30 protein-coding genes, 1 tRNA gene and 1 pseudogene are annotated in these 24,526 nt (G+C 64.6%); 15 read left to right on the top strand and 17 right to left on the bottom strand.

Going from position 1 to position 24,526, the window contains the following annotated elements:
- Window positions 1-565, top strand: a pseudogene (locus QZ189_RS04250) (type I glyceraldehyde-3-phosphate dehydrogenase); the annotation flags it as partial.
- A gap of 66 nt (window positions 566-631) precedes the next feature.
- Here the strand turns inward: QZ189_RS04250 and thiL are convergent.
- Together thiL and QZ189_RS04240 are read right to left on the bottom strand one after the other, a co-directional pair.
- Entirely contained in the window at window positions 632-1,597 is a 966-nt protein-coding gene (thiL, locus tag QZ189_RS04245; RefSeq protein ID WP_296421050.1) for a thiamine-phosphate kinase, read from the bottom strand.
- Window positions 1,598-2,683 (bottom strand): peptidylprolyl isomerase, encoded by a 1,086-nt coding sequence (locus tag QZ189_RS04240; protein ID WP_296421047.1) that lies wholly within the window; start codon window positions 2,681-2,683, stop codon window positions 1,598-1,600.
- Between the two features lie 67 nt (window positions 2,684-2,750).
- Here QZ189_RS04240 and efp point away from each other — a divergent pair, with 67 nt between their 5' ends.
- A complete protein-coding gene (gene efp / locus QZ189_RS04235) occupies window positions 2,751-3,311 on the top strand; it encodes an elongation factor P (protein WP_010313969.1) in 561 nt (186 codons plus the stop codon).
- A gap of 4 nt (window positions 3,312-3,315) precedes the next feature.
- Window positions 3,316-3,789, top strand: coding sequence for an acetyl-CoA carboxylase biotin carboxyl carrier protein (gene accB, locus QZ189_RS04230; RefSeq protein WP_010313967.1), 474 nt, complete (start codon window positions 3,316-3,318; stop codon window positions 3,787-3,789).
- Here accB and pdxA read toward each other — a convergent pair.
- A complete protein-coding gene (gene pdxA / locus QZ189_RS04225) occupies window positions 3,786-4,802 on the bottom strand; it encodes a 4-hydroxythreonine-4-phosphate dehydrogenase PdxA (RefSeq protein ID WP_296421044.1) in 1,017 nt (338 codons plus the stop codon). The genes accB and pdxA overlap by 4 nt on opposite strands.
- Between pdxA and QZ189_RS04220 the strand changes: the two genes are divergently transcribed.
- On the top strand, window positions 4,801-4,965 hold the full coding sequence (locus QZ189_RS04220) for a hypothetical protein (RefSeq protein WP_010313963.1): 165 nt from the start codon (window positions 4,801-4,803) through the stop codon (window positions 4,963-4,965). The genes pdxA and QZ189_RS04220 overlap by 2 nt on opposite strands.
- A gap of 11 nt (window positions 4,966-4,976) precedes the next feature.
- Here the strand turns inward: QZ189_RS04220 and QZ189_RS04215 are convergent, their stop codons facing one another.
- Window positions 4,977-5,855 (bottom strand): SDR family oxidoreductase, encoded by an 879-nt coding sequence (locus QZ189_RS04215; protein ID WP_296421042.1) that lies wholly within the window; start codon window positions 5,853-5,855, stop codon window positions 4,977-4,979.
- A gap of 31 nt (window positions 5,856-5,886) precedes the next feature.
- Here QZ189_RS04215 and QZ189_RS04210 point away from each other — a divergent pair, with 31 nt between their 5' ends.
- On the top strand, window positions 5,887-6,117 hold the full coding sequence (locus QZ189_RS04210; protein WP_156797764.1) for a hypothetical protein: 231 nt from the start codon (window positions 5,887-5,889) through the stop codon (window positions 6,115-6,117).
- Between the two features lies 1 nt (window position 6,118).
- On the opposite strand, the gene QZ189_RS04205 is transcribed toward QZ189_RS04210, so the two are convergent.
- A complete protein-coding gene (locus tag QZ189_RS04205) occupies window positions 6,119-6,532 on the bottom strand; it encodes an HNH endonuclease (protein WP_071777926.1) in 414 nt (137 codons plus the stop codon).
- 168 nt (window positions 6,533-6,700) lie between these two features.
- Here QZ189_RS04205 and QZ189_RS04200 point away from each other — a divergent pair, with 168 nt between their 5' ends.
- Window positions 6,701-8,275, top strand: coding sequence for a DEAD/DEAH box helicase (locus tag QZ189_RS04200; RefSeq protein WP_296421040.1), 1,575 nt, complete (start codon window positions 6,701-6,703; stop codon window positions 8,273-8,275).
- Here QZ189_RS04200 and QZ189_RS04195 read toward each other — a convergent pair.
- The 3 genes from QZ189_RS04195 to QZ189_RS04185 form a co-directional block, all read right to left on the bottom strand.
- A complete protein-coding gene (locus tag QZ189_RS04195; RefSeq protein WP_296415451.1) occupies window positions 8,202-8,642 on the bottom strand; it encodes a hypothetical protein in 441 nt (146 codons plus the stop codon). The genes QZ189_RS04200 and QZ189_RS04195 overlap by 74 nt on opposite strands.
- Before the next feature lie 5 nt (window positions 8,643-8,647).
- On the bottom strand, window positions 8,648-9,103 hold the full coding sequence (locus tag QZ189_RS04190; protein ID WP_296421037.1) for a DUF6554 family protein: 456 nt from the start codon (window positions 9,101-9,103) through the stop codon (window positions 8,648-8,650).
- Between the two features lie 72 nt (window positions 9,104-9,175).
- Entirely contained in the window at window positions 9,176-9,700 is a 525-nt protein-coding gene (locus QZ189_RS04185) for an AbrB family transcriptional regulator (RefSeq protein ID WP_296415445.1), read from the bottom strand.
- Between the two features lie 96 nt (window positions 9,701-9,796).
- Here QZ189_RS04185 and QZ189_RS04180 point away from each other — a divergent pair, with 96 nt between their 5' ends.
- Window positions 9,797-10,087 (top strand): hypothetical protein, encoded by a 291-nt coding sequence (locus QZ189_RS04180; RefSeq protein WP_247476609.1) that lies wholly within the window; start codon window positions 9,797-9,799, stop codon window positions 10,085-10,087.
- A 38-nt stretch (window positions 10,088-10,125) separates the two neighbouring features.
- Entirely contained in the window at window positions 10,126-10,344 is a 219-nt protein-coding gene (locus QZ189_RS04175; protein WP_010313945.1) for a hypothetical protein, read from the top strand.
- Window positions 10,345-10,656: 312 nt separating this feature from the next.
- On the opposite strand, the gene QZ189_RS04170 is transcribed toward QZ189_RS04175, so the two are convergent.
- Both QZ189_RS04170 and QZ189_RS04165 read right to left on the bottom strand, forming a co-directional pair.
- Window positions 10,657-10,728, bottom strand: a tRNA-Gly gene (locus tag QZ189_RS04170).
- Window positions 10,729-10,824: 96 nt separating this feature from the next.
- Window positions 10,825-11,976, bottom strand: coding sequence for an alanine--glyoxylate aminotransferase family protein (locus tag QZ189_RS04165; protein WP_296415558.1), 1,152 nt, complete (start codon window positions 11,974-11,976; stop codon window positions 10,825-10,827).
- Between the two features lie 86 nt (window positions 11,977-12,062).
- On the opposite strand from QZ189_RS04165, the gene cbiD reads away from it, so the two are divergent.
- The 5 genes from cbiD to mrdA all read left to right on the top strand — a co-directional run bounded on the left by cbiD (window position 12,063) and on the right by mrdA (window position 17,719).
- Complete coding sequence (gene cbiD, locus QZ189_RS04160; RefSeq protein WP_296421035.1) at window positions 12,063-13,178, top strand: cobalt-precorrin-5B (C(1))-methyltransferase CbiD; 1,116 nt, start codon at window positions 12,063-12,065, stop codon at window positions 13,176-13,178.
- A gap of 46 nt (window positions 13,179-13,224) precedes the next feature.
- Window positions 13,225-14,820 (top strand): glutamine-hydrolyzing GMP synthase, encoded by a 1,596-nt coding sequence (guaA, locus tag QZ189_RS04155; RefSeq protein ID WP_296415441.1) that lies wholly within the window; start codon window positions 13,225-13,227, stop codon window positions 14,818-14,820.
- A gap of 69 nt (window positions 14,821-14,889) precedes the next feature.
- Window positions 14,890-15,501, top strand: coding sequence for a hypothetical protein (locus QZ189_RS04150; protein ID WP_010313935.1), 612 nt, complete (start codon window positions 14,890-14,892; stop codon window positions 15,499-15,501).
- 54 nt (window positions 15,502-15,555) lie between these two features.
- Window positions 15,556-15,921, top strand: coding sequence for a hypothetical protein (locus QZ189_RS04145; protein WP_043705249.1), 366 nt, complete (start codon window positions 15,556-15,558; stop codon window positions 15,919-15,921).
- Window positions 15,922-15,925: 4 nt separating this feature from the next.
- Window positions 15,926-17,719 (top strand): penicillin-binding protein 2, encoded by a 1,794-nt coding sequence (mrdA, locus tag QZ189_RS04140; protein WP_296419365.1) that lies wholly within the window; start codon window positions 15,926-15,928, stop codon window positions 17,717-17,719.
- Here mrdA and QZ189_RS04135 read toward each other — a convergent pair.
- The 4 genes from QZ189_RS04135 to QZ189_RS04120 all read right to left on the bottom strand — a co-directional run bounded on the left by QZ189_RS04135 (window position 17,716) and on the right by QZ189_RS04120 (window position 21,166).
- Window positions 17,716-18,861 (bottom strand): glycosyltransferase family 1 protein, encoded by a 1,146-nt coding sequence (locus QZ189_RS04135; protein WP_296415436.1) that lies wholly within the window; start codon window positions 18,859-18,861, stop codon window positions 17,716-17,718. The genes mrdA and QZ189_RS04135 overlap by 4 nt on opposite strands.
- Window positions 18,862-18,866: 5 nt before the next feature.
- Entirely contained in the window at window positions 18,867-20,060 is a 1,194-nt protein-coding gene (locus tag QZ189_RS04130; RefSeq protein WP_010313928.1) for an NAD-dependent epimerase/dehydratase family protein, read from the bottom strand.
- A 56-nt stretch (window positions 20,061-20,116) separates the two neighbouring features.
- Window positions 20,117-20,284, bottom strand: a complete 168-nt coding sequence (locus tag QZ189_RS04125; protein ID WP_247476626.1) for a ssl1498 family light-harvesting-like protein — start codon at window positions 20,282-20,284, stop codon at window positions 20,117-20,119.
- A gap of 69 nt (window positions 20,285-20,353) precedes the next feature.
- A complete protein-coding gene (locus QZ189_RS04120) occupies window positions 20,354-21,166 on the bottom strand; it encodes a thiazole synthase (protein ID WP_010313925.1) in 813 nt (270 codons plus the stop codon).
- A gap of 78 nt (window positions 21,167-21,244) precedes the next feature.
- On the opposite strand from QZ189_RS04120, the gene QZ189_RS04115 reads away from it, so the two are divergent.
- Window positions 21,245-21,748: a hypothetical protein gene (locus QZ189_RS04115; RefSeq protein ID WP_296421034.1), complete on the top strand. Its 504-nt coding sequence runs from the start codon at window positions 21,245-21,247 to the stop codon at window positions 21,746-21,748.
- A 1-nt stretch (window position 21,749) separates the two neighbouring features.
- On the opposite strand, the gene QZ189_RS04110 is transcribed toward QZ189_RS04115, so the two are convergent.
- The 3 genes from QZ189_RS04110 to rpmI are packed head-to-tail and all read right to left on the bottom strand — an operon-like array spanning window position 21,750 to window position 22,902.
- Window positions 21,750-22,271, bottom strand: coding sequence for a tetratricopeptide repeat protein (locus QZ189_RS04110; protein WP_010313921.1), 522 nt, complete (start codon window positions 22,269-22,271; stop codon window positions 21,750-21,752).
- A gap of 41 nt (window positions 22,272-22,312) precedes the next feature.
- On the bottom strand, window positions 22,313-22,660 hold the full coding sequence (gene rplT / locus QZ189_RS04105) for a 50S ribosomal protein L20 (RefSeq protein WP_010313919.1): 348 nt from the start codon (window positions 22,658-22,660) through the stop codon (window positions 22,313-22,315).
- 44 nt (window positions 22,661-22,704) lie between these two features.
- The gene (rpmI, locus tag QZ189_RS04100; RefSeq protein WP_010313917.1) at window positions 22,705-22,902 is read right to left on the bottom strand and encodes a 50S ribosomal protein L35; all 198 of its coding nucleotides are present in this window, start codon (window positions 22,900-22,902) and stop codon (window positions 22,705-22,707) included.
- 92 nt (window positions 22,903-22,994) lie between these two features.
- Between rpmI and QZ189_RS04095 the strand changes: the two genes are divergently transcribed.
- Window positions 22,995-24,503 carry a SpoIID/LytB domain-containing protein gene (locus tag QZ189_RS04095; RefSeq protein WP_296415425.1) on the top strand — a complete coding sequence of 503 codons (1,509 nt, stop codon included), beginning with the start codon at window positions 22,995-22,997 and terminating at the stop codon, window positions 24,501-24,503.
- Window positions 24,504-24,526 lie beyond the last annotated feature (23 nt).

The following is a 24,526-nucleotide window of genomic DNA, read 5'->3' as shown; positions in this document are numbered from 1 at the left end:
CAACGCCAGCTGCACCACCAACTGCATGGCGCCTGTGGTCAAGGTCCTGGATCAGGCCTTCGGCATCGTCAAAGGCACGATGACCACCACCCACAGCTACACCGGTGACCAGCGCATCCTCGATGCCTCCCACCGTGACCTGCGCCGCGCCCGCGCCGCTGCTGTGAACATCGTTCCCACCAGCACCGGTGCAGCCAAGGCCGTGGCTCTGGTCTACCCCGAGGTGAAGGGCAAGCTCAGCGGCATCGCCCTGCGCGTCCCCACCCCCAACGTGTCCGTCGTCGACATGGTGCTCGAGATGAGCCGCGAGACCACCAAAGAGGAGGTCAACGCAGTGCTCAAGGCCGCCTCTGAGAACGGCATGAAGGGCATCATCAAGTACACCGACCTGCCCCTGGTCTCCAGCGACCACGCCGGCACCGATGAGAGCACCATCGTTGACTCCGACCTCACCCTGGTGATGGGCGGCAACATGGTCAAAGTCATCTGCTGGTACGACAACGAGTGGGGCTACAGCCAGCGCGTCGTTGACCTGGCCGAGATCGTTGCCAAGAACTGGAAGTGATCTGAGCGCCCGCTCAACCTCTTTCCATCAGCCGCCCTTCGGGGCGGCTTTTTGATGGTTGTGCGATCAGCTGAAGTGCCGGTAGCCCGGATCGCTCTCCTGAAGGGGCAGCCCGGTCTCGCTCCAGGTCAGGGTTGGGGAGGAGTGCTCCACCAGTTCGCCAATCACCTGGCAGCCCGGTAGTGCAGCGCAGAGCCGCTCGGCCCAGGTCGGCTCCAGGGCGAGGACCAGCTCAAAGTCTTCGCCCCCATTCAGGCACCAGCGCTCTGCATCGGCGAGCGGCGCCATGGCGGGGTCAAGGGGCAGGCCTGTGCGCCGTAGTTGTGCCCCACAGCCACTGGCCTTGGCCAGGTTCAGCAGCGCGCGTTGCAGGCCATCGCTGCTGTCGGTGCCAGCGACTCGCCATGGGCTCCCCTGGGGCTGGCTTGCTTCGAGGGCTGGGATGGCATCGAGCCGGGGGAGGGGCCTTTGGTGGGCTCGAATGGCGCGCTCCCGCAGATCCTCAGGAATCGCTGCACTGCGCTCGCCTTGCAGCAGCGCTAGCCCCAAGCGGCTGAGGCCATGGGGGCCGGTGCTCACGAGCCAATCGCCGGGTTGGCCGTCGCCGCGGCGGATGGCGCCAGGCCCCAGCCGGCCAAGGGCCGTGATGGCGAGGAGGCGCTGGCTGCCGCTACTGCAGTCACCGCCGAGCAAGGTGCCGCCAAAACGAGCCAGGGCTTCGGAGAGTCCCTGGTAGACCCCATCGACCCAGCTCCAGGGGGTTGCTCCTGGTGCCACGAGGCCAACCGTGAGGCCGATCACGTCGCTGCAGCCCATGGCCGCCAGGTCGGAGAGGTTGGCCGCTGCCGCCCGCCAGCCCAAGTCCTGGGCCGACATGGTGGCGTCACTGAAGTGGACCGTGTCCACCAGGACGTCGGTGTTGACCACCACGGCTCCCGGCAAGATCGCCGCGTCGTCAGCCAGCTGGCCGGGGGGCGCGTAGGCCGAGAGCCGGTCGATCAGCTCCCATTCGCCGAGCTGATCGAGTCGCATCTAGGCGTGGGCTTTGAGGTTCTCGGCTCCGTCGAGCAGTCGGGCGCGGACGATGCCGTCATCGATGCCCAGTTCCTCGAGCACCTCAAACCCATCCACCACGTAACCAAAGGCGCTGTAGCGGCCATCGACGAGGTTCAGGCCTGCGGGGGTTAGTTCGGCCTCGTAGAGAAAGAAGAAGAACTGGGAGGAACCATCGGCGAGGGATTCATCCGAGTGGGCCCAACCCATGGTCCCGAGGGTCGCGAAGGGAAGGACCGGGGTGGCTTCGAAACGGCCCAGGTCTTCAAAGGTGGCGTTGTAGAAGGGCTCGGCTTCACCGGGCACCTTGATCTCCAGCGGCACCTGGCGCTCGCCCTTGGTCTTGGGGTCGATGTAGCCGGTCTCAGGACCCTTGGGGTCTCCGGTCTGGAGAACGTAGAAGTCCTCGGCTCGGGTGAAGGGCAGTCCGTCATAGAAGCCTTGCTTCACCAGGTCCACAAAGGCCCCGGCCGTCAGTGGTGCGTTGTAGCCGTCCACCACAGCGGTAAGCATCCCTTTGGTGGTCTCGATCTCAACGGTGGCGCGGCCCAGCAGCCTGGGCAGGGCGTCGAACTCGCTGGGGATTTGGAAGGGGAAGTCACCCACGAGCAGTGCTTCCAGGTCCCCGACGGTGCTGAGGGCAGCGCGCCGGTCGTCGAGGAATCGATCGCGGTCAGAGCTCTCGCTGCTCTCCACGAGGGTCTCCATCTGGCTTTGCAGGGCGGCCATCAAGGTCTTCCCCTCGGCTTGCTTGGCTTCCGGCAGGCTCGCCACGATGGAGTCGGCGCGGGTCTTGAGCAGCGCCTGACTCCGATTGACCGTATTGACCAGGGCGCTCCAGCGCTTGGCTCTGAGGTCGTCGCTGGTGCTCTCCAGCCTGTGCTGCAGCGTCTGCAGATCCGACTGGTCGATCGGCAGAGCGTTACGAAGGATGGCAGCGGGATCCTTGACGGCATTGCCAGGCGGCAGCGCAGCCTGGGCCGGTGGCACCAGCGGGAAGGCAGCGAAAGCAATTGCGATCAGCAGGGCGGGCACCCAGCGATCCAGCCAGCGCTTCAGATCCATGCTGCAGCCTTGTCTCTGCCGGGACTCTGCCACAGCCGTACAATCCCGCCTGAACCGTTATGCCGGAATGATCTCGAGCAACGACTTTCGTACCGGTACGACGATCGAGATCGACGGTCAGGTCTGGCGCGTTGTTGAGTTCCTGCATGTGAAGCCCGGCAAGGGCTCCGCCTTTGTCCGCACCAAGCTCAAGGCCGTGCAGTCCGGCAACGTCGTTGAGAAAACCTTCCGCGCTGGTGAAACCGTTCCCCAGGCGGTTCTCGAGAAGGCTGTGCTTCAGCACACCTACATGGAGGCTGATGACTTTGTCTTCATGGACATGTCCACCTATGAGGAGACCCGTCTGACCGCCAAGCAGATCGGCGATCAGCGCAAGTACCTCAAGGAAGGCATGGAGGTGAATGTCGTCTATTGGAACGGGAAGCCTTTGGAAGTGGAACTCCCGAATTCCGTTGTTCTGGAAATCACCCAAACTGACCCCGGTGTGAAGGGCGATACCGCCACGGGCGGCACCAAGCCCGCCATCGTCGAGACCGGCGCTCAGGTGATGGTTCCCTTGTTCCTCTCGATCGGCGAAAAGATCAAGATCGACACCCGCACCGACAGCTACCTGGGCCGCGAGAACTGATCCCATGCAACTTGACCACAACCAGCTGCGTGAGCTGATTGCCCTGCTTGGGGACAGCGACATCCAAGAGCTCAAGCTCGAAGGTGATGACTTCCGCTTGGAATTGCGTCGCAATCTTCCGGGGGTCCAGCCCCAGGTTGTGATGCAGGCCGCCGCTCCGGTTGCGGCTCCTGCTGCAGCCGCACCTGCCGCTGCCCCCTCCGCGGCTCCCCCGGCCGCCGCTGCGGCCCGCAGTGATCTGATTGAGATCACCGCTCCGATGGTGGCGACCTTCTACCGCTCCCCTGCTCCCGGCGAGTCGGCATTCGTGGAGCTCGGCGCCAAGATCAATGTCGGCCAGACCGTCTGCATCCTCGAGGCGATGAAGCTCATGAACGAGCTCGAGTCCGAGGTGAGCGGTGAGGTGGTGGAGATCTTGGTCGAGAACGGCACCCCGGTTGAATTTGGCCAGGTGCTGATGCGGGTGAAACCCGCCTAGCCCAATTCCTCAGCGGCCTCCAAGGCCGCCACCATGCTGGCTGCGCGGGCAATGCCAAGGCCGGCGATGTCGAACCCGGTTCCGTGATCCGGTGAGGTCCTCAGGAAGGGCAGGCCCAGGCTGGTGTTGACCGCCTGGTCAAAGGCCAGCAGCTTGACGGGGATCAGGCCCTGATCGTGGTAGAGCGCGAGGAAGCCATCGGGAGCGCCTCCGCCCTGCTGCCAGGCCATGCCCGCGCTCAGCCAGCAGGTGTCAGGTGGAAGTGGCCCCAGCACGGTGACCTCAGGGTGCCGCGCGCTCCACTCCTCAAGCGTGGCCTCAAGCCAGTCCCGCTCCTCGCGTCCAAGACGTCCGGCCTCGCCCGCATGGGGGTTGAGTCCTGCGACGGCCAGGGTCGGCTCGTGGCGAAAGCGACGGCAAAACGCCAGTAAGACGTCGAGCTTGGCCCGCACCCGCTCAGGGTTCAGGGCTTGGGGAACCTGCTGAAGCGGAATGTGGGTGGTGGCGAGCAGGGTGTTGAGCCGCCAGCCGCTCTGGGGGGAGCGGGCGGTGAAGAGCATCGAGGCTTCCTTGGCTCCAGCCAGCTCAGCCAAGCGTTCGGTTTGACCGGGGTAGTCATGGCCCGCTGCGTGCCAGTGCTGTTTGGCGATCGGGGCAGTGACAAGGGCTTGGCCGGAGCCCTGTTGCACCAACTCAACGGCCTGGGTGAGCCAGCGGAAACTGGCTTCACCACTGATGGCGCTGGGGGTCCCTGGTTTGACGGGTTGCTCGAGCGGGCAATCCACCACCTCGAGCTGGGCGGGGTCCGCCAGGGGGGCGTCTGTCTGCCCCTTGAGTTGCGTGTAGGTCTCCTCCAGCCAGCGGCGGCAACCCACCAGCAGCGGCGGCTGGCCAGCGGGGGTCCAGCGGGCCAGGGCTTTGAGCGTGACCTCGCCTCCGATGCCGGCGGGATCGCCAAGGGAGACGATCAAGCGGGGGCGCTTAGCGTTGCTGTCGCTTGGCGGATCACCCATGTTGCGTTGGCTGTTGCTGATCGGGATGGGCTTTGCCCTGGTGAAGGGTGTGCAGAACGGCTGGGTGGAGTTGCACTGGAATCGTCTCTTCCACGATGCCGGGGTGCCGTTCGTTCCGGACCCGGATCAAGGTCCGGCGGGTTCAGGCGCAAACCGCATCTAAGCGTTATTCCATCACTTGGGACGGTTCTGCTCCTCCTTCCAGCTGGCGGCAAATCCTTCCCGATAGCTGGGGTAACGCAGTTGGTAGCCCAGGTCCTGGCACAGCCGCGCATTGCTGACGCGGCGGTTGTCGGCCCAGAAGCTCAGGGCCATCGCACTCATCTCTGCCTGGGCGTCGCGGAAGTTGCGTACGGCTGGCAATTTGCAACCCAGCAGGTGGGCGGCATAGCCGAGCGTTTCACTCGAGGGGCAGGGCAGATCGTCGCTGACGTTGAGCACCGCTGGCCTGGCCTCCGGGGGTAGGCCGCAGCAGTGCAGCAAGGCGCCAACGATGTCATCGACATGGATCCGGCAGAACACCTGCTTGGGCTTGTGGATCAAGCGGGCCTGGCCTTGTTGCAGCTGCTGGAAGGGGCAACGACCCGGTCCGTAGATCGCGGGCAGCCGAAAACTCTGTAGGGGGAGAGCGCTGGCCAGCCAGCGTTGCTCGCACTGCAGGCGGGATTGGCTGCGGCGAAGGCCTGGCTCTGTCGGGCTCTGTTCATCGGCCCAGCGTCCTTGGGTGTCGCCGTAGACCCCCGTGGTCGATAGGTAACCCACCCACTGGAGGGGCTGGTGCCGGAGGGACTCCCCCAGAAGGTTGTAGGCGTCGTCCTCGCCGTTCTTGTTGGGCGGAAGGGTGATCAGCACATGGCTGAGGCCTTCAGGAAGCTGCGGGACGGCCCCCTCGCCCGCATTGAAGTGCAGCCACTGCGAGCCCTCCTTGATCGAGCGCGAGGTCAGCCAGACCTGGGCCCCGCGTGCTCTGGCTGCATCGGCAAAGCGTTGGCCTGTGTATCCCCCGCCGAGGACCAGCACGCGGGAGGAGGGGTTGACACCGCGAGCCGTCATGAGTACACCTGTATTACTCGCCCGCTGATCAATGACTGCATCTTGCTTCCCCGCCCCTCTTGCGTCCTCCTTCGTGGGCCAGGTCCCTGGGCGTGTGCGTCCTCGGCGGCGTTCGCAGGTTGGCGCCCCGCGTCGCCTGATTGGCCTGACGGCTTTGGCGCTGACGCTGTTCTCGGCCCTGCTGCTGGCTCCCGACCAGCCCCAGGCTCAGGCGGAGATTTGCCAGCGCCATAACGGCGCTGCGGCCTGCCGGATCTGGTGACTTAGGCGGCCTGCAGGTACGGCTGCATGGGATTGAAGCCGGAGTCAGGCGCTGCGGGCGCGGGAATGGCGCCTGGGCTCGCCCACTGCAGCAGGCGCAGGGCCAGGCGCAGGTCACCGTCGGTCCAGGCGCGGATGGCCATGGCTCGGCGGGGGTCGTAGAAGCGCTGCTGCCGGTACCACTCGAAAGCGTCAGCGTCGCTCTTGCGGCCATTGCAGGCCAGGCAAGCGGGAACGCAGTTTTCGGTCACGCTTAAGCCACCGCGACTTTGCGGAAAAACGTGATCAATAGACTCAGAAGGTTTGCCGCAGTAGATGCACGTTTTTCCGGTGTAAGTGTGGAGGGATTGTCTCCACCGGCGAACACGAAGTTTGGGGCACAAGTCTTCAAGGAAAACGGCATCCCTGCTGTGCATCCGAATAATTCGGTTGCAGGGAGTCTGACCTGAGTGGCTGGGATGTCAATGTGTCGAACGATGCATTTTGCAAGGCTTATTGCAGCTGTTGCGCCCGCCCTGAGCTTCGCTAAATTATGAGTTGCTGCCCCAGCTCAGACGGCCCAGCAACGCACCTCGCGCTGCCTGATGCGGTTGGGAGCATCAGGGGCCATCGAGTTGGTTCTGCCCTTTGATGCGGTCACCCAGGCCCAGCTCAGGGCGGTGCGCCCCCGAGGCTTTTGGCGCTCAAAGCAGGGCTGCTGGGAGTTCCCGCTGGAAGCGGCCTTGGTCCTGCGTCAGCACTTCGGCAAGCGCTTCGCGATGGAGCCGCCGTTGCCCCAGTGGTGCAGCTGGCTCGAGCAGCCTCTGCCCCCCTTGCCGCCCCATCGCGAGCTGATTGCCAGCGCCGGATTAGCGGAACCCTTGCCGGACGGCCGGGAGCTGTTTGCCCATCAGCGGGCTGCAGTGCGCTGGTTGCTGGCGCGGCGTGGTGCGGTGCTGGCCGATGCCATGGGCCTGGGAAAAACCCTGACGGCGCTTGTGGCCGCGCGCGCGATGGTCCGGGCGGCGGATTGCTGCGTGGTGGTGATCGCTCCCACGGGGCTCCATCGCCATTGGCGCCAGGAGGCGGCGGCCTTGCAACTGCAGATCACCCTGCTCAGTTGGGCGGCGCTCCCGCAGGAGCTGCCGGAGGCCGGCACGGTTCTGATCGCGGACGAGGCCCACTACGCCCAGAACTTGTCCGCTGCGCGCACCCAGGCCTTCCTGCGTCTGGCGCGCCATCCGCGGCTGCGGGTGGCGTGGTTGCTCAGCGGCACTCCGATGAAAAACGGCCGCCCAGCGCAGCTGTTCCCCTTGCTGGCGGCCATCGGCCACCCCCTGGCGAAGGACCAACGCGCGTTCGAGGAGCGCTACTGCCTTGGCCATTGGCATGAACGCTCGGGCACCCGGCAGTGGAGTGCGACCGGGGCCACCCACCTGCCGGAGCTGCAGCGCCTGGTCAGGCCCCTGCTGCTGCATCGCCGCAAACAGGACTGTCTGGATCTCCCCCCGAAACGCCGGCAGATGCTTCCCGTCAGCCTGTCGGAGGCGGAGGGTCAGGGCTTTCAGCACCGCCTGCAACTGAAGGTGGATGACTATCGCCGCCGCGCCGCTGCGGGCTTGGTGCGCCGCGACGCCGAGGCCTTAGCCGTACTGACCGCCCTGCGTCAGATCGGCGCGGAGTACAAGCTCCCCGCCGCCGCCGCCCTGCTGGCCAGGCTGCAGGCCGAGGGGCAAGCCGTTGTGGTCTTCACGGCCTTTGTGGCGGCGGCCCAGTTGTTGCAGCAGCGACTAGGGGGTGCCCTGCTGACCGGACGCCTGGCCGCCGCAGAGCGCCAAGGTGTGGTGGATCGCTTTCAGGCTGGCCACGAGCAGCTGCTGATCAGCACCTACGGCGTTGGAGGCCTGGGCTTCACCCTGCATCGGGCCAAGCATGTGGTCCTGCTGGAGAGGCCCTGGACCCCCGGCGACGCTGAGCAGGCCGAGGACCGTTGCCACCGCATTGGTATGCAGGGGACCCTGGAGTGCCATTGGCTTCAGCTTGGCGTCGCGGATCAGCTGGTGGACGGGCTGATTGCCGATAAGGCCGAGCGCATTGCCCTGTTGCTCAGTCGCGGCCAGGCTCAGCTGGAGCGTCAGCCGCTGCCGCGGATGGTGCAGCAGCTGCTCGATCAGTGGTGAGGCGGATGCAGTTGCGCCGCCGCAAATCGATCTCGTCGCGCATCAGGGCGTCGACGGGGTGTTTGCCTTCTTTCACCAGGGCCGCGGCTTTGAGGCTGTCGCGGCAGGCCTCCTGTGGCTTGCCCGCCAATTTCAGCAGCAGGGCCCGCTCATTGCGGGGTTGGGGGTGTTCTGGGAAGGCCTCCACCACGGCATCGCAGTGCTTGAGCAAGGCAGGCAACCGATCAAGGTTGACGTTGCGTAGGCAGTCATCAACCTTGGTTTGACTCTGGCCGGGCTCGGGTGGAGCGCTGCAGCTGCTGAGGACGAGCCAGAGCAGACCCGCCCCCAGGGATGGCGGTAGCCAGGAGCGGGTGCGGGTTGCCATCAGCCTCAGTAGGCGTAGCGGTTCGAGCTGCCGCTGCCGCCGGTGTCACTGGTGATGCCGGAGCTGGTGCTGGTGCGGTTGGTGCTGTCGGGGTGGGTGGACTGGCTCTTCTCTTCGTTGGTGTCCACCGCCTTGACGTAGAGATCGCCCAGGTAGCGACCGCAGTCGTTGAATTTGCCGGGATCGGCGACGACGGCTTCGGTGATCATCACCGCGGCGTGCTCAGGCGAGGTCTTGAAGACCGAGGCGCTCTGACGCTTGATGACCGCGTAGGCCGCTTTCCAGCTCACTTCGTGGTTGTTGCCGCTGCTGCGCATGAAGCAATAGATCTGTGCTCCTTTGGCACCGGTTTCATTGCCGGCCAGAGCGGCGGTCGGCAGCGCAGACCAGCCCAGGGCAGCAAGCGGAAGGGCTGCAGCCAGCCGAAGCAGCCGGCTGTTGAGGGACAGGGAAAGACGCATGCCGAAGCAGGGGAATGGCATTGGGTGTCCCACCGTATCGATCGTTTCCCCCTGGATCCAGGTGCCGATCAATCAGCTGGCAGGCGGCGGCAGGTCCCCGTGGCCCAGGAGCAGCCTGACCGCCAGCGGCAGCACCAGTAGCACCGTGATCAAGCGGACGGCGTGAAGGGCAGCAACGGCCGCACCGACTCCGAATTCGGCGCCCACCAGACTCATGCCGCTGATTCCCCCTGGTGCGGCTCCCAAGAGGGCGATGAGCGGGTCCATTCCCAGCAGACGGCTGCACCAGAGCCCCACCACCAGGCCGGTCATCACCAGGGTGAGCGTGATCAAGAGGGCCGGCCGCCAGAGCTGCTTGAGCTCGCTGAAGGCCGTCGCTGTTAATCCGGTGCCGATGACGGTTCCGATGCCAATTTCCAGGGCAGTCCGGGTGCCTGCGGGCCAGTTGGCGGCCTCGAGCTTGCCGCTCATGCTCAGCAGTCCCGCTCCCAGCAGCGCGCCAGCGAGGGGTGCGGCGGGGATCCCCGTGCGCAGCGCCAGCAAACCGCCGCCAATGCCCGCCAGGACATAGGCCAGCAGGTGGAGGCTTGATGGCATCGCCGGGCTGCCCTGGAATGCCTTCAGTCTGCTTGGCCGCTTGGGCTTGAGAACTGCCCAGGGCTGTGGTGTTATCGGGCGAGTTGAACCCTGTCCATGGCTGGCGAATCGGTCTCGTTTCGCATCACGCGCACCACAGAGGACCTCGCTCAGACCGTCGCGGCCCTCTCGCAGCGGCTGGTGAAGTTGGAGCAGCGCCTCAATGCGATGGAGCTGCAACTGGACCAGGTCTCCTTTGTCGAGACGCCTGATCCTGAGGAGCTGAGCCGTCTCGACCATGTGGAGACGCTGTTGGCCGACTGCCGCAGCCTCCTGCAGGACGGCGTGAGCGAGGAGGAGGTCCCTGCGTCGGTGAATCCTCACGAGGATGAGTTCATGGCTGCATGACCCCTTGCGCCGGGGGCACAATGGAAAGAAAGCGAACCATGGCCTTCTCCAACAGCCATCGCTCTGTTCCCGTTGCCCCTGCCGCCTCGGGTACACCTGCCTGCGCCAGCCGTTCTTTTGCTGAGGGCGGCCATCAGCTCGAGAAACTCGAGTTCGCCCTCGCCGTGGCCATCACCCGTGGTGATGCTTCAAGAGTGAGGCAACTGCGTGATCAGATCGCAGCACTGGGCGGCAATCGCGAGGAACCGGGCACCTAAAACCACTCGGCCGATCCGTTTCAGTTGTGTCAGGGCAGCCCCACCGTTCGGGGTCGCTTCAACGTGGCGACTAATATTTATTCAGGCAAGATCAAATAAATGCAATCCAGCCAGCAGGCACCTGTAGCCGAGCGACGAGACGATTTGATGCGTGCAGCCGCCGCTTTTTCGGCTTCGGCTGAGCAGGCCGCATCAAGCGGTGAAATTGAACAGTCAGCGCGCGATATTCTCCGTTCCCTCGATTGCGAGCGCCGCGCAGGAAGCGTGGGGCCGCAGGTGATGCAGCTGATTAAGCCCAGAAACTAATTCTCAAGCGGATGACCGGGCTCGAACCGGCGACGTTCAGCTTGGGAAGCTGACATTCTACCACTGAATTACATCCGCAATTTGATAGTCAAAAGCCGTGATCAAGGCTTTTCTCTATCCCAATCAACCTAGCAAGGGAGCCCTGCTGAAGGGGCTCCCCTGTGGTCGCCTGCTTCAGCTGGCCAGGGCGGCTGCGCAGGCTGCCACGCCAGAACCAGGGGTCCCCTTGTGCAGTCCGAGTTCCTGCAGGGTGGCTTCAATCGCTGCGACGGCGGTCAGCACATCGCGATCGCAAACGAAGCCCAGGTGGCCGATGCGGAAGACCTTGCCCTTGAGGTGGTCTTGGCCACCGGCCAGAAGGATGTCAAAGCGATCCTTGACCTTCTTGCGAAGGGTCTCGGCATCGATCCCCTCGGGAGCCACGGCGGTGATGGCCGGGCTGCCGCAGCCTTCCGCGGCATAGAGGGGCAGGCCGATGGCCTTCATGCCCGCTTGGGCGGCAGCGCGATGACGAGCATGGCGGGCAAAGATGCCCTCGAGCCCTTCGGCCTGCATCATCTCGAGCGCCGCTTCCAGGGCGAAGTAGAGGTTGATCGCCGGGGTGAAGGGGTTGCTGTTGGCCTGCGCCGATTTCCGGTACTTGCCCAGATCCAGATAGAACTTCGGCAGGTCGGAGCGGCCGTAGGCCTCCCAGGCCTTGTCGCTCATGGCCACGAAGGCCAGACCCGGGGGCATCATGTAGCCCTTCTGGGACCCGGATCCGATGATGTCGATCCCCCAGGCGTCCATGGGCACGTTGCAGGCCCCGAGGCTGGTGACGCAGTCAGCGATCGTCAGCGCTGTGCCATGGGCTTTGACGTGCTTGGCGATGGTCTCGAGGTCATTGATGACCCCGGTGGAGGTTTCCGAGTGGGTCAGGATCACGGCCTTGATCGCCTTGCTGGAGTCGGCCTCCAGGGCGGCACGGAATGCCTCGGGATCCAGCGGGGAGCCCCACTCCGCCTTGATCACCTCCACCTCCAGGCCGTAGGCCTGAGCCACCTTCACCCAGCGCTCGCCAAATTTGCCGTTATCGCCGCAGAGGACCTTGTCCCCTTTGCTCAGCACATTGATGATTCCGGCTTCCATGGCGGCGGTGCCGCTGCCGGTGATCACCAGAACGTCATTGCTGGTTTGATGCAGCCACTTGAGTTGGGCGGTGGTGCGCTCAACGATTTTCTGGAAGTCCGCGCTGCGGTGTCCAATGGGGTGACGCCCCATGGACTGCAGGACGCTTTCCGGCACCGGTGTGGGGCCGGGGATCATCAGAGTCAGCTTGTCCTGCATGGTGGGTGAGCCGGGGCGATCGCTGCCCGTTGGATCAGCAGCGCAATCGACCAACATAAAAAACGGACCTCACCCTTCCCTGGCCCATGGCTGAGTGCGGCTACACCCTGCCGGTCTGGGTTGCGGCTGCAGCGGTCGCGGCGGTTCGAGAGTTGCTTGGCCAGCCTTTTCAAGCGCAGGTTCCGCTCCTGCTGGATCCAGAAGCGGGCCTTGAAGCCACGGTGATTCCGGTCCAGGCCGCCGCACGGTTGGGCCCGGGGCGGGCCTTGGCCACCAGTTGCTGTGACCCCGGAGAGGTGCTGGACCTCACCCGCGGCCTGCAGGTTTGGGTGGAGGCCAGTTGGACGGATGCTGAGGGGGAACAGCCTTGGCTGGAGTTGCTGGCTGGGGAGGGCGTGGGTGTGCACGCAGCCTCCGGCGAGGCCTGCCTCTCGGCCTATGCCAGGCAATTGCTCGAGAGCAACCTTCGCCCGCTCCTGCCGGATCGCCGGGGTTTGCGGCTGACGCTCACCTTCCCGGAGGGGCGCCAACGGGCGGCGCGCACCAGCAATGCGGCCTTTGGTGTGGTGGATGGTTTGGCCCTGATTGGGACCCAGGCCCTGGTGCAGCGCAGTGCCGCGCCTGATCAACTGGACCAGGCCCGTCAGGAGTTGGCGCGTCGCAGTCAGGAGCCGGGCTGGAGCGGCGATCTGGTGCTCGTCTTGGGGGAAAACGGGCTGGATCTGGCCCCGCAGCAGGGGCTGCCTCCTGGCCTGTTGCTCAAGGCTGGCAACTGGATTGGGCCGCTGCTGGTGGCTGCCGCTGAGGCAGGGGTCAGGCGCCTGCTCTTGTTTGGCTACCAGGGCAAGTTGATCAAGCTGGCGGGGGGCATCTTTCACACCCATCACCATCTGGCCGATGGGCGGTTGGAGATCCTGGCGGCCCAGGCGGCCCAGCACGGGTGTTCCCTGGAGCAGATCCGGCTGCTTCTAGAGGCGGCCAGCGTTGATCAGGCCATCGCTGCGTTGGCCGAGCGTGATTCCGCCCTGGCCACTGGCTTGCAGCAGCGCTTGGCCGCCGTGATTGAGCAGCGGGCCGGGGCCTACCTGGCCAAGCACCATGACGCGGCTCCCCAGCTTGGCGCTGTCCTGTTTGATCGCAGCCGCAGCATCTGTGCCTGCGGCCCGGTCGGGGCTGCGCTGCTGGAGGGCTTTCGGGCCTGAGATCTAGGGTGATCTGAATGCCTGGGCCACAGCTGCTGGCCGCTCCATGTCAGACGTGACTCCAACCTCAATCGGTGAAACCAATCGTCATCCGGCGATTGTGATCCTTGATTTTGGTTCTCAATATTCCGAGCTGATCGCCCGTCGGGTCAGGGAAACCGAGGTGTATTCCCTGGTGATGGGGTACTCCACCAGCGCGGCTGAATTGAAGGCGCTGAATCCCAAGGGGATCATCCTGAGTGGTGGTCCCAGCTCGGTGTATGCCGAGCACGCCCCGAAGTGCGATCCAGAGATTTGGGATCTGGGCATTCCGGTCCTGGGGGTTTGCTACGGCATGCAGCTGATGGTGCAGCAGCTGGGCGGCTCTGTGGTGGCTGCCGGCCGCGCCGAGTACGGCAAGGCACCTTTATTTGTCGACGACCCCACCGACCTGCTCACCAACGTCGACGAGGGCTCGACGATGTGGATGAGCCATGGCGACTCCGTCGAGCGCTTGCCCGAAGGCTTCGTCCGTCTGGCCCACACCGAGAACACGCCTGAGGCCGCCGTCGCGGATCACCAGCGGCGTCTCTACGGCGTTCAGTTCCACCCCGAAGTGGTCCATTCCGAATGCGGAATGGCCCTGATTCGCAACTTCGTCTATCACGTTTGCGGCTGCCTGCCGGATTGGACGACGGCCGCCTTCATCGATGAGGCGGTGGCGGATGTGCGCCGTCAGGTTGGCGATAAGCGCGTCCTGCTGGCCCTCTCCGGTGGTGTCGACTCCTCCACCCTCGCCTTCTTGCTGCACAAGGCGATCGGTGATCAGTTGACCTGCATGTTCATCGACCAGGGCTTCATGCGGAAGGGTGAGCCTGAATTCTTGATGGACTTCTTCGACAAGAAGTTCCACATCAGGGTCGAATACATCAACGCCCGTGAGCGCTTCATCAACAAACTCGCTGGGGTCACCGATCCCGAGGAGAAGCGCAAGCTGATTGGCACCGAATTCATTCGGGTTTTCGAGGAAGAGAGCAAGCGCCTTGGGCCCTTTGATTACCTCGCCCAGGGAACTCTGTATCCCGATGTGATCGAGAGCGCTGGCACCAACGTCGATCCCAAAACGGGCGAGCGGGTGGCGGTGAAGATCAAGAGCCACCACAACGTGGGCGGCTTGCCGAAGGATCTCCAGTTCAAGTTGGTGGAGCCCCTCCGGCGTCTGTTTAAAGACGAGGTCCGCAAGGTGGGCCGCACCCTGGGACTTCCCGAGGAGATCGTCGGCCGCCACCCCTTCCCCGGTCCTGGCCTGGCGATCCGCATCCTCGGTGAGGTGACGGACGACAAGCTCGACATCCTGCGCGATGCCGATCTGGTGGTGCGCGAAGAGATCAAAAACGCTGGTCTCTATCACGACATCTGGCAGGCCTTCGCGGTGCTGCTGCCGGTGCGCAGTGTTGGTGTGATGGGTGACAAGCGCACCTATGCCTTCCCCATTGTTCTGCGCTGTGTCTCCTCTGAAGACGGCATGACGGCGGATTGGTCCCGCTTGCCCTACGACCTGCTGGAGAAGATCTCCAACCGGATCGTGAATGAGGTGAAGGGCGTGAACCGGGTGGTGCTCGACATCACCAGCAAGCCCCCCGGCACCATCGAGTGGGAATAATTCCCACCCCTTGAGCCATGGCCTAGGCCGGGTGACTCCGTTACCCTCGGGTCCCCCGGCCTAGGAGCCTTGACTGCCGCCCCACAGCAGGACATCCAGCTGCAGCGCCGCCTTCAGCAGGACAGCATTCAGCTGGCAGGGAAGGTGGTGTATCTGAATCCCTTCCTTTATTGGCGCCGTTTTGACGCCAATACCGATCGCTGGCTGCGGGAACCGGGTCAGCTGGCGGAGGATCAGATCACGACCAACCGGGTGCGCTTCTACCCCGAGTTGGATTGGGAGCTGCTCAACGAGACCGACCGTGCCGTGAAGGACGGTGCCGTTGAGATGTTCCTCAAGAGCCTGGAGCTGATCAGCACCTTTAACCCTGAGCTCACCCCCGGCCAGCTGCTGGAGGTGGAGCGCAAGATGGCCGTCACCAAGAAGAAGGCCTTTGAGCGTTGGGTCTCCAAGTCGCTCAAGCGTCGTCTGCAGCAGGAGGCCAGCGAGCGCCGTCGCTTCGATCGCGAACGCCTGATCCGTGACTGGAGCGAGTGGATGGTGCTGCCGGTGACGCGGCAGGCTTTGCTTCCCCTCTCGGCCTTGATGGTGATCGCGGTGGGTGCGGGCTGGTGGCTTGGCTCCCAGCAGTTCTGCCGTCAGCAGATCGTCCAGCCGGCCATCTCGCGCAGCGCGGGCTAGGCCAGCCAGATCGGGGATCAGGCGCCAGACTGGGCGCACTCAATGCCTCACTTCATGGGTTCCGACCCCCTCGACAGCCTGCGTTTGACCCTGATGCAGGAGGTCCTGCCGGTCGGGATGGCTGCGGTCGAGCGGGCCAAGCGTGGTGGCGCCCGTGATCTGGCTGATGCACTCTCCAAGGGTCCAGAGGGCCTCACGGAGCTCCGGGAGGAAGGGGCAGAGGCGGCCCGTCAGGTTCGTGAGCGTCTCGATCGGATCCAGCCTGGTTTGGGGAATCCGGTGATGAAGGTGCAGGTCACGGACGTGCCGGTGGAGCCGGCCCTGGCGAAGGATGCCGGAGAGGAGGAGTTGCAGCTGGCCCTGGCACGCATCTCCGAGCGGTTGACGTTGCTGGAGCAACGGCTCACGGAAGGGAGCTGAACCATTGGCCATCGCCTCCAACCCTCACCGCAGTGCCGGGCTCCAGCGTCAGCCCGCGATTCTGCTGGGTTTGGTGCTGTTCTTCGCTTCGGCGATGGTCGTGCGTCTGGGTTGGTTGCAGCTGCTCCATGGCAGCGAAAACCGGGAGCGCGCTGACGAGAACCGCATCCGCTTGCTGGCGCGTAACCCCGTCCGTGGCCGGATCTTGGACCGCCATGGACAGGTCCTGGTCTCAAGCCGCCTGATCTACAGCCTGTATCTGCAGCCCAAGGATCTGCCGAAGGGTTCCTGGCCAGCTCTGCGGGAGCGGCTGAGCGCTCTGATGAACATCCCCCAGAAGCAACTGGAGCAGCGCAAGCGTCGCGGTCCCGGCAAGCAGGAATACCGCATTGAGCTCGCCAGTGAACTGACGCCGGAGCAGGTCCTGCGCTTCCGGGAGCAGGCCAGCGACCTGCGGGGAGCCCAGGTGGATCTGGATGTGGTGCGCAGCTACCCCCACGGCTCACTTGGGGCCCACACCTTGGGCTACACCCAGCCCATCACTGAGCAGGAATACAAGGTTCTGGCCAAGCGGGGCTACAAGATCCGCGATCGCATTGGCCGCATTGGTGTGGAGGCCGCCTATGAGCAACACCTGCGCGGCACCTGGGGCGGCCAGATGGTCGAGGTCAACGCCATGGGCGAGATCCAGCGCGTCCTCGGCGATCGCCCCTCCAAGGCCGGCAAGGACTTGGTGGTCACGCTTGATCTCCCGCTGCAGCGGGCGGCTGAGGCGGCCCTGAAGGGCAAGCCCGGCGGCGCCATCGTTGCCCTGAATCCCAGGACCGGGGCGATCTTGGCCTTGGCCAGTCGCCCCAATTTCGATCCCAACTTCTTCTCCAAGACCGTCACGACCCAGCGGGAGTACGACGCCCTCTTTGCCTCTCCCTCTAAGCCTCTCTTCAGCCGGGCGATGAATGCCTATGACCCCGGCAGCACCTGGAAGCCGGTGACCGCCTTCGCCGGGATGGCCTCGGGCAAGTTTCCGGCGAACACCAAGCTGATGACCCGCGGCTGCATCACCTACGGCGGGCACTGTTTCCCGGACCACAACGGTGCCGGCTTTGGCCTGATCGGCTACGAGGATGCCCTGCGCTTCTCAAGCAACACCTTCTATTACCAAGTCGGTGTTGGGGTGGGCTCGATGCCCCTCTATGACGCCGCGGTGAAGTTGGGCTTCACGAAGCCCACGGGCATTGAGATCGGCTACGAGGAAAGCACCGGTCTGGTGGGCAATGAGCAGTGGGCCGCCAAGGGACGCACCTGGGGTAAGCCCGGCACCACCCCTTGGATCCCCGAGGACATGGCGAGCATGTCGATTGGCCAGTCCGTGGTCCAGGTCACCCCTTTGCAGTTGGCTCGGGCCTACGCCGTCTTTGCCAATGGTGGTTATCTGATCACCCCCCACTTGGTTGATCGCGGCTTGGATTGGACCGCTCCGCCTCGCCGCACCAAGGTGGACATCAAGCCCTCGACCCTGGCCACGATCAACCGCGGCTTGCGCAAGGTGGTTCAGGAGGGCACGGGCTATGCCATGAACCAGGCGGCGGAGTTGCCGCCCGTGGCGGGCAAGACCGGAACCGCCGAGGACAGCACCGGTGGCCCTGACCACGCCTGGTTTGCCTGTTTTGCCCCGTATCCCAACGGCGAGATTGTCGTGGTCGCCTTTGCCCAGAACACCCCTGGCGGTGGTTCAGTGCATGCCTTGCCCATGGCCCGCCAGGTGCTGCAGGTCTGGGCCCAGCAACGCAGCCGCTAGGCGAGGCTTGGTGCTGGTGCGTTGAGCACCTGGCGGTAGTAGCCACGCAGCTGCTCGGTGGCACCGGCCCAACCCCAGCGCTCGGCCTCTTCTCGGGCGTTGCGGCGCAGCTGTTCCCGCTGTCCTGGATCTCCGAGGAGCCGTTGGGTGGCGGCGCTCAGGCTTCCGGCCCCGCCATCGGCTCCATCGGGTTCATAGAGGCAGCCATTGACTCCATCGCTGACGATGTCCGGGATCCCGCCGCGGTTCGCTCCGACCACGGGGCAGCCCGCCGCCATTGCTTCGAGCAGCACCAACCCCAGGGTCTCGGTGCTGCTGGGGAAGAGGAAGGCATCGGCGCTGGCGTAGGCGCTGGCCAGCTCTTCACCGGCGAGATAGCCCACGAAGTGGGTGGCACTGCCGGCGAACAAGGTCTCGAGTTGTTGGCGATAGGGGCCATCTCCCACCAGCGCCAGGCGTGCATCGGGCATCGCATCGAGGACGGGGCGAATGCGCTCGATCTGCTTTTCGGCCGACAGGCGTCCGATGTAGAGCAGCAGCTTGCCGGTGTCGCTGCGGCCCGCCAGGAGACGATCGCGCATGGCCTGGCTGCGCAGCTCGGGCCGGAAGAGATCGGTGTCGACCCCCCGTTGCCAAAGATCCGTGTGCTGGATGCCCTTCTCACTCAGCTCGGCCACCATCGCGGTGGAGGTGCAGAGGTTCAGCTGAGCCTGGTTGTGGGCCATTTTCAGCAGCTCCCAGAGCACCGGCTCGAGCATGCCCAGGCCGTAGTGCTCCAGGTATTTGGGTAGGTGCGTGTGATAACTCGCCACCAGGGGATACCCCTTGGTCTTGGCGAGCCAGATTCCCCCCAGGCCGAGCACGGCAGGGTTGACGACGTGCACCAGATCAGGGGCAAAGGCCTCAAGCGCGTCGGAGACCGACGGCCTTGGCAACGCCAACTTCAGTTCTGGGTAGAGCGGGAGGGGCATGGCCGGAACCCCCACCACCTGGGCCCCCATGTAGGACTCAGGCGCCCCCTCAGGGCAGAAGATCATGACCTCGTCACCGGCCGCAACAAGGTGCTGCACCGTTTTGGTGAGCCGGGTCACGATCCCATCAACCTTCGGCAGGAAGGTCTCGGTGAAGAGGGCGATTTTCAAGGCAATCAGGTGGCCTTAATGGCTTGCTCCTGGGTCTTGGTCCAGGCAGAAGTGCAGAGGATGCGGTTGCGGTCGCAGCGATCGGCGTAGCGGGTGGCGATCTCCACCACTTCCTTCAGCAGACCGTCATCCAGGGTGGTGGGGTTGAGGCCCAGCTCGATGAAGCAGCGGTTATCAACGATCAGGTCGTTTTCCACCGCCTCGTTGCGGGGGTTGGGGAGGTTGTTGACCTGGGCTCCGGTCAGGGCGGCGACTTTCTTGGCGAGCTCACCCACCTGATGGCTTTCGGTCATCTGGTTGAAGATCTTCACCCGCTCACCCTTGCTGGGGGGGTTCTCCAGGGCCAGCTGGACGCACTTCACCGAGTCACGGATGTGGATGAAGGCGCGGGTCTGGCCGCCGGTGCCGTGCACGGTCAGGGGATAGCCGATGGCCGCCTGCATCAAGAAGCGGTTGAGCACCGTGCCGTAGTCGCCGTCGTAGTCGAAGCGGTTGGTCAGGCGCGGGTCGCGGTCGGTGGCTTCGGTGTTGGTGCCCCAGACGATGCCCTGGTGCAGGTCGGTGATGCGGACCTGGTCGTTTTTGTTGTAGTAGAGGAAGAGCAGCTGATCCAGCGTCTTGGTCATGTGATAGACGCTGCCCGGGCTGGCCGGGTGGAGGATTTCCTCCTCGAAGCGGCTGCCATCGGGCTGGGGCACCTCCACCTTCAGGTAGCCCTCGGGGATCGTGGCGCCGCGGTGGGAGCCATAGCCATAGACGCCCATGGTGCCCAGGTGCACCACATGGCAATCGAGGCCGGTCTCAACGATGGCGGCCAGCAGGTTGTGGGTGCCGTTGACGTTGTTGTCGACGGTGTAGCGCTTGGTGGCGCTGCTCTTCATCGAGTAGGGCGCAGCCCGCTGCTCGGCGAAGTGCACCACGGAGTCGGGTCGCTCAGCCAGCAGCAGATCCACCAACCGCTGGTACTCATGGGCGATGTCCATGTGCACGAAGCGCATGGGCTTGCCGCCGATCTCCTCCCAGGCCTTCAGCCGTTCGCCAATGCTGGTGATGGGAGTCAGGGACTCCACTTCCAGGTCAATATCGATCTTGCGGCGGCTCAGGTTGTCGACGATGACCACATCGTGGCCCTGGTCGGCCAGGTTCACGGCACAAGGCCAGCCACAGAAGCCGTCACCGCCGAGAACGAAAACCTTCACCGCTGGACTCCTGCTGAACGAGCATTTGCTCCGTCAGGGCAAGCTACTACAGGGATTCAGCTGATTCCTACCGCAACGGCCATCATCAGGATCACCAACAGAGCGCCGCCGATCAGGAGCACTTTGCTGTTGGCGCCACGGGCTTCACCGGCCTCGATCACCTCCATCCGGGGCTCCCGGGCGAAGGCATTGAGCCTGCCGCCGTCCTCTTCTGTGACCTGCATCGCATGGGCAAGTGGTTGAGGCGACAGTACGGACGAAGTCGGGACTTGACTCGCACCTGTGCGGAAGCTTTATGTGCCGACCCGTCCGCCCGTGGGGGAACTGGGGTTGGCCTCGCCGCGGATGGGCAGACGGCCGGCATGAAAGGCGGTGCGTCCGGCTTCGCAGGCCATGGCCATCGCCCGGGCCATGGCCGCTGGATTCCCAGCTAGGGCGATGGCGCTGTTGATGAGCAGCGCATCGGCTCCCATTTCCATCGCTTGGGCGGCTTCGCTTGGAACCCCCAGGCCGGCATCGACGACGACCGGAACCGAAGCGTTCTCGATGATCAGGGCGATGTTGGCGGCATTGCGGATGCCTTGACCGGAACCAATCGGTGAGCCCAGGGGCATGACCGTCGCGCAGCCGGCCTCCTCCAGCCGTTTGGCCAAGAGGGGATCGGCATTGATATAGGGAAGAACGGTGAATCCCTCCTTCACCAGCTGTTCGGCGGCCTCCAGGGTCCCGATTGGATCGGGCAGCAGGTGTTTGGAGTCGGGGATCACCTCCAGCTTGACGAAGGTGTTGTCCTCTTGTCCGGCCAACTTCGCGAGTTCTCGCCCCAGTCGGGCCACGCGAATGGCTTCTTCGGCGGTGGCACAGCCGGCGGTGTTGGGGAGCATCCAGATTCGACTCCAATCCACCGCTTCCATCAGGCCCTCATGGCCGGCGGCTTGGGACTGCACCCGTCGCACGGCCACGGTGACGATCTCGCAGGCGCTTGATTCGAGGCTGGCCTGCATGGCCTGCAGGCTGGGGTACTTACCCGTGCCCGTCATCAAACGGCTGCGGAAGCGTCGCCCGCCGATGATCAGGTCGTCAGCGTGCAGCGGCTCTGCAGACACAGGGATGTGATCAGCTGTGTTGAGACCGTACCGCGCAGCCCTGTCGTCCTTAGCGTGGGGCCACTTGATGGCGCCACCGTGATCCCTTTGCTGTTGGCTGCAGTCCCGCTGACCACCGAGGCCATTGCTCCCAGTCAGAGCACTCCATACGAGGAAAACTTCGGCATGGCGGCCACCGTCCGCCAATTTGATCCGGTCGCGCGTGCGGCGCAGTTGGTGCAGGAGCTGCCTCGGATTTGGTCGGGTAGCTACACGCCTTTTGGCACCGCTCAAGCGGCCAGCGCACGCTTGACCCTTTCGTCGCTGAGGGCCTTAGGGCAAATGGTGGATGTCCGAGGCGAGATCACCCTTGGGTCCTCCACCATTCCTGTGCAAGGGAACTTGAATGCGGCGTCGGATCAACTGGACTTGTTGCTGCTTGGGAATTACCCCGGGGCAGATCTCCAGGACGGCGGCTCGTTCGCGGGTCTGCAGGGCTTCACCTTGTCTGGATGGTCTGCCCCTCGGCTGACGAACCCGGGCGGACAACTCGTGATGACTCCGGAGACCAGCGCCGCTCCTGCGATTCGCGGCCTGTGGTGATCTAGGCGGCCGTGCGCTCCAGGCGCTTGAGCCGACGCTTCGCTGTTTTGTTGGCGGCGTCGAGCTCGAGCACCTTGGCGTAGGTCTCTTTGGCCTCGTCGCTTTTCTGTTGCTTTTCCAGCGCGAAGGCCAGGTTGTTGAGGGCGACGGGGTAGTCCGACTTGGCCCGCAGGGCTGCGCGGTAGTGCTTGATCGCGCCGCTGTAATTGCTTTGGGCCGCCAGGGCAAAGCCCAGGGCGTTTTCGATCAGGGCCTGGGCCTCGCTGGGTTCGCCGCTGGCTCGCTTGGCGGCAAGCTTCAGGTTTTCCGTGGCTTGCCCGTAGAGGCGTTTGCGCAGCTGGACTGAGGCCAATTCGTAGAGGTCGCCGGCACTCTTGTCGCCGGCCTTGGCCTGGGCTTCGAGGCGTGCCAGGGCGGACTCGTCGCGGCGGACCCGCAGGATCTGCCGTGCGACGAGCACCGCAGCGGTGCCGAGCAACAACAAAAGCCCAATCAGGTAGGCCTGTGGGAGTGAAACATCCATGGACCGACCGGACTGGGCTTAGTTGTGATTGAAGGGGGCGTTCAGCTCTTGGCGGCGCCCACGACAGTGGCGAAGCTGGTGGGATCCAGCACGGCCAGCTGGGCCAGCATCTTGCGGTTCAGCTGCACGTCAGCCTTCTTCAGGCCACCGATCAGACGGCTGTAGCTCAGGCCATTCAGGCGAGCAGCAGCGTTGATACGGGCGATCCAAAGACGACGGAAGTCGCGCTTGCGGCGGCGACGGTCGCGGTAGGCGTTGCAGAGCGCCTTCATCACCCGCTGGTTGGCGGTCCGGAACAGGGTGCCGTTGCCACCACGGAAGCCACGCGCAAGGCGAAGGATCTTGTTGCGGCGTTTACGGGCGACGTTGCCCCTCTTAACGCGGGCCATGAATAGTTCTCAGTGAATGTTGAAACTGCTGTGAGGTGAAGCGATCAGCTGTAAGGGAGCATGGCCTTCACGTTGTCCGCATCACGCTCGTCAACCACGGCCATGGTGCCGAGGAAGCGCTTGCGCTTAGGGCTCTTGTGATCGAGCAGGTGATTGCGGAAAGCGTGCCGGCGCATGAACTTCCCGGTGCCGGTCGCTTTGAACCGCTTGGCGGCTGCTTTGCGGGTCTTGAGCTTCGGCATTGTCTACGCGCTCGTGCACAAACGATGAGAGTAAGACTTCAGAGTGCCTTCCGCCAACTCCCCCTAGGGTTTGGCCTGGATCCAGTCAGGCGATGCAGCGTTCCTTGATGGCGGTCCTCGCCGCGTCCTGTCTCCTGGCGGGCTGCCAAGGAACGGATGCCCAGGCCCAGGCCCTGACCCACCGGCCAGTGCCCGCCCCGCCAAGGGTGGATGGTGCCCAGCCCGTGCTCTGGGTGGCTCTAGCGGACCATCTGGGGGCCGCGCCGCTGCAGCTGGTGGCGGCTGCTTCTGTGGTGAGGCTCAGCGATGCCTCCGGCTTTCAAGCCAGTGGCCAGCGCCTGTCCTTGCGCTGGAGACCCAAGCCGCTGAGCGAGCCGCTCACGATTCGCCGGCGGGTGCTGGGGCCGTTCTCCAGCTTTGAGACCGCTGAGCAGGCCGCCCTGGCTTGGCGTCGTCTCGGAGCAAAGGCTGTGGTCGCCCACCCCGGGGAGTGGGAGGTCTGGGCTGCCCCGGACCAGCCTGTTCCGCCGGCCTACGGCTCCAAGGTTGAAGAGAAGGTTGTCAGTGAGGTCCTGACCCTGCAGCTGGAACGGCCCGATGGCTGGAGGGATCTCCAGGGGCCTGTTCGGATTGAAGCCTCCGCTGGCCTGCGCTGGCAGGGCGGGGTCTTCCAGGGGCCCTTCCGCCTGCAGCCCGACGCCTATGGCAGTTGGACCCTGGTGGAGCAGGTGCCCTTAGAGCGCTATCTCCACGGTGTCGTGCCCCATGAGATCGGTGCTGGAGCGCCGCCTGCGGCTTTGGCTGCCCAGGCGGTGTTGGCGCGCACTTGGGCCCTGGGCAATCAGCATCGTTTTGCCCTGGATGGCTACCACCTTTGCTCGGATACCCAGTGCCAGGTCTATAGCGATCCACGCCTGGCCCGCGCTGGGGTGAAGCAGGCCATTCGATCGACCCAGGGCCAGGTGCTGACCTGGCAGGGGCAACCGATCCATGCCGTCTATCACGCCAGTAACGGAGGAGTCAGTGCCGACGAGGACGAGGCCTGGACCTTGCCCGAACTCGCCTATCTGGAGCCCGCTTTTGATCGGGCCGGAGGCCCTCCCCAGGGATTGGCGTTGCCCCTCACCCAGCGTCAGCAGGTTCGATCGGTCTTGGCGGCGACAGCGGGTGTCTATGGCCAGAACCACCCCTACTTCCGCTGGCAGCGCGTCCTCGGGCAGGACACCTTTGCCCGTGCCCTGGGTACGGGAGCGGCCGCCGTTGGATCGCCGGTGAAGCCGGTTGTTCTGGAGCGGGGCCCGAGTGGTCGCGTGGTGCGGTTGGCCCTCAGGGGGCCCCTGGGAGAAAAGGTGCTGGTGCGGGATGCCATCCGCCGCACCCTGCGTCGCTTACCCAGCACCCTCTTTGTGATTGAACCCGCCGGGGCAGGTCTTTGGCGCTTCGAGGGAGGTGGTTTTGGCCATGGCGCTGGTTTGTCTCAGGCCGGCGCCATCGATTTGGGAGGACGGGGTTGGAGCGTGAAGCAGATCCTTCGTCACTACTACCCGGGAACGGAGTTGGTTCCTCTGCCAGCCATCAAGGCTGCGAAGGGGGGCTCTTAGAGTCCGCACATCCTTGGGATCGC

Source organism: Vulcanococcus sp. CPBay_Sum15L08_68 (assembly GCF_017855895.1).
Taxonomy (GTDB): Bacteria; Cyanobacteriota; Cyanobacteriia; order PCC-6307; family Cyanobiaceae; genus Vulcanococcus.
The sequence above is the reverse complement of the archived record's forward strand: the minus strand, read 5'-3'. Positions and strand labels throughout refer to the sequence as shown.

Excerpts from the sequence above, each read along its gene's own strand:
- thiL (WP_296421050.1), bottom strand. The coding sequence starts at position 1,597 with ATGCGACTCGATCAGCTCGGCGAATGGGAGCTGATCGACCGGCTCTCG.
- QZ189_RS04240 (WP_296421047.1), bottom strand. The coding sequence starts at position 2,683 with ATGGATCTGAAGCGCTGGCTGGATCGCTGGGTGCCCGCCCTGCTGATC.
- efp (WP_010313969.1), top strand. The coding sequence starts at position 2,751 with ATGATCTCGAGCAACGACTTTCGTACCGGTACGACGATCGAGATCGAC.
- accB (WP_010313967.1), top strand. The coding sequence starts at position 3,316 with ATGCAACTTGACCACAACCAGCTGCGTGAGCTGATTGCCCTGCTTGGG.
- QZ189_RS04220 (WP_010313963.1), top strand. The coding sequence starts at position 4,801 with ATGTTGCGTTGGCTGTTGCTGATCGGGATGGGCTTTGCCCTGGTGAAG.
- pdxA (WP_296421044.1), bottom strand. The coding sequence starts at position 4,802 with ATGGGTGATCCGCCAAGCGACAGCAACGCTAAGCGCCCCCGCTTGATC.
- QZ189_RS04215 (WP_296421042.1), bottom strand. The coding sequence starts at position 5,855 with ATGACGGCTCGCGGTGTCAACCCCTCCTCCCGCGTGCTGGTCCTCGGC.
- QZ189_RS04210 (WP_156797764.1), top strand. The coding sequence starts at position 5,887 with ATGACTGCATCTTGCTTCCCCGCCCCTCTTGCGTCCTCCTTCGTGGGC.
- QZ189_RS04205 (WP_071777926.1), bottom strand. The coding sequence starts at position 6,532 with ATGCACAGCAGGGATGCCGTTTTCCTTGAAGACTTGTGCCCCAAACTT.
- QZ189_RS04200 (WP_296421040.1), top strand. The coding sequence starts at position 6,701 with ATGCGGTTGGGAGCATCAGGGGCCATCGAGTTGGTTCTGCCCTTTGAT.
- QZ189_RS04195 (WP_296415451.1), bottom strand. The coding sequence starts at position 8,642 with ATGGCAACCCGCACCCGCTCCTGGCTACCGCCATCCCTGGGGGCGGGT.
- QZ189_RS04190 (WP_296421037.1), bottom strand. The coding sequence starts at position 9,103 with ATGCGTCTTTCCCTGTCCCTCAACAGCCGGCTGCTTCGGCTGGCTGCA.
- QZ189_RS04185 (WP_296415445.1), bottom strand. The coding sequence starts at position 9,700 with ATGCCATCAAGCCTCCACCTGCTGGCCTATGTCCTGGCGGGCATTGGC.
- QZ189_RS04180 (WP_247476609.1), top strand. The coding sequence starts at position 9,797 with ATGGCTGGCGAATCGGTCTCGTTTCGCATCACGCGCACCACAGAGGAC.
- QZ189_RS04175 (WP_010313945.1), top strand. The coding sequence starts at position 10,126 with ATGGCCTTCTCCAACAGCCATCGCTCTGTTCCCGTTGCCCCTGCCGCC.
- QZ189_RS04165 (WP_296415558.1), bottom strand. The coding sequence starts at position 11,976 with ATGCAGGACAAGCTGACTCTGATGATCCCCGGCCCCACACCGGTGCCG.
- cbiD (WP_296421035.1), top strand. The coding sequence starts at position 12,063 with ATGGCTGAGTGCGGCTACACCCTGCCGGTCTGGGTTGCGGCTGCAGCG.
- guaA (WP_296415441.1), top strand. The coding sequence starts at position 13,225 with ATGTCAGACGTGACTCCAACCTCAATCGGTGAAACCAATCGTCATCCG.
- QZ189_RS04145 (WP_043705249.1), top strand. The coding sequence starts at position 15,556 with ATGGGTTCCGACCCCCTCGACAGCCTGCGTTTGACCCTGATGCAGGAG.
- QZ189_RS04125 (WP_247476626.1), bottom strand. The coding sequence starts at position 20,284 with ATGCAGGTCACAGAAGAGGACGGCGGCAGGCTCAATGCCTTCGCCCGG.
- QZ189_RS04110 (WP_010313921.1), bottom strand. The coding sequence starts at position 22,271 with ATGGATGTTTCACTCCCACAGGCCTACCTGATTGGGCTTTTGTTGTTG.
- rplT (WP_010313919.1), bottom strand. The coding sequence starts at position 22,660 with ATGGCCCGCGTTAAGAGGGGCAACGTCGCCCGTAAACGCCGCAACAAG.
- rpmI (WP_010313917.1), bottom strand. The coding sequence starts at position 22,902 with ATGCCGAAGCTCAAGACCCGCAAAGCAGCCGCCAAGCGGTTCAAAGCG.
- QZ189_RS04095 (WP_296415425.1), top strand. The coding sequence starts at position 22,995 with ATGCAGCGTTCCTTGATGGCGGTCCTCGCCGCGTCCTGTCTCCTGGCG.